Origin of the sequence: Bartonella sp. AA83SXKL, assembly GCF_042196965.1 — a bacterium.
In the GTDB taxonomy this organism is placed as follows: domain Bacteria; phylum Pseudomonadota; class Alphaproteobacteria; order Rhizobiales; family Rhizobiaceae; genus Bartonella.
In genome coordinates, this window is record NZ_JBHIRG010000087.1 from 1 (window position 1) to 1,301 (window position 1,301).

Sequence of the window (1,301 nt, forward strand, 5' to 3'; positions counted from 1 at the left end):
TGTGTATTTTCTGATGTCATAAAATACGCCCTCCAGATAATAAAAAACCCCGCATTTGCGGGGATTTTGAACTGTACCACACCCTCATTTAGATACAGTACGACCAGTGCCGTATTTGTCATTAAATACGATTTGCTACACTTTGTCAACATAAAAATAACACATATTGATAATTTCAAAGTGAATCAGTTAAACAGATAAAGTGCACATTAAGGTAGACATATAAGGTAGAAATGATGTTTATAAAAAAATCTTTATTTAGAAGCGTATTAATTATCGCACTTTTGATAACGTCTCTTATATCCCCTTCAAATGGATATGCTAATACGAAGGAGTTATTCTGCTCAAAAGAAATTATAGAACGAGAGAAGGCATACCATATGCACCTGTATAATACTGACTATTGGTGGGAAACAAAATTTTACGAAATTCTATGGATAGAAAAGATGTATTTCTTGAAAAAAATTTGGCTACTACCAAAACCAATGTTTGAAAAGCATGTAAAAATTACAAGAAAATGGCACGATCTAATCAAAAAACGAAATAATATATCTCGTCTCTTGATCAGCAGTATGGACTCCGAAATAGCCAAAATGAAGGAGTTAGATAAAGAAAGACAATCTAAGAAACATGAAAAGGTATCTCGACTTCTAGAAATCATTACCGAAGTTCAAATGCGTATTGCTACACAAAAAGAAAAAATTAAAGAACTAGACCATGAAATCAAAGTATTGTTCGATATTATTAGTGATTTTTATCGATAATTACACGATTTTGCAAAAAGTGCTTCTGGAGCGCATTAAGAGCAACGCACAGTGAATTCACGAGATGTGATAGCATTTGATCTTCTATCACGAGGTACTGTAGCGCTGCATGAAGATTATACTGTCTATAGAGGCATTGGGCTTCTTTTACTGCCTCTTTCACGGCTTGATAGTGATTTGTTGCTTTTTGAACCCATTGTTCAAAGCTATCTGGATCTGAATTTGTAGACACATCATCATAAATTGCATTAGGCAAGCCTTTTGCGCAAAGGTAATTATTCCTTATCTGTAGATATTGTTGCGCGGCGTCATATTGCTCTTGTGTAAGCACGCCTTGTAAACAAAGCCGCCCGATATAGGTACCAGAAAGTGGATTTTTTGCCTCCTGTAGCGTTAAACCGAAGCGCTTTGCACGCATTTCTATTGCCAATTTATCAACGGCTTCACGCGGTGCTTTTGCACGTGATATACGTCCGTTTGGTTCTCTTACCTGCCCTGCTATTTTAGGGCGTCCCCTTTTTTTATTTTTTTTCACTT

The 1,301-nt window shown here is 35.9% G+C and carries 2 protein-coding genes; one reads left to right on the forward strand and one right to left on the reverse strand.

Annotation, left to right across the window (positions count from 1 at the left end; all coding sequences use genetic code 11):
* Window positions 1-233 precede the first annotated feature (233 nt).
* The gene (locus ACFINO_RS09800) at window positions 234-764 is read left to right on the forward strand and encodes a hypothetical protein (RefSeq protein ID WP_375643821.1); all 531 of its coding nucleotides are present in this window, start codon (window positions 234-236) and stop codon (window positions 762-764) included.
* Here ACFINO_RS09800 and ACFINO_RS09805 read toward each other — a convergent pair.
* Window positions 745-1,299, reverse strand: a complete 555-nt coding sequence (locus tag ACFINO_RS09805; protein ID WP_375655626.1) for a hypothetical protein — start codon at window positions 1,297-1,299, stop codon at window positions 745-747. The two genes, ACFINO_RS09800 and ACFINO_RS09805, sit on opposite strands and share 20 nt — an antisense overlap.
* Window positions 1,300-1,301: the final 2 nt, after the last annotated feature.

Coding starts and splice junctions, on each gene's coding strand:
- ACFINO_RS09800 (WP_375643821.1), top strand. CDS start 234: ATGATGTTTATAAAAAAATCTTTATTTAGAAGCGTATTAATTATCGCA.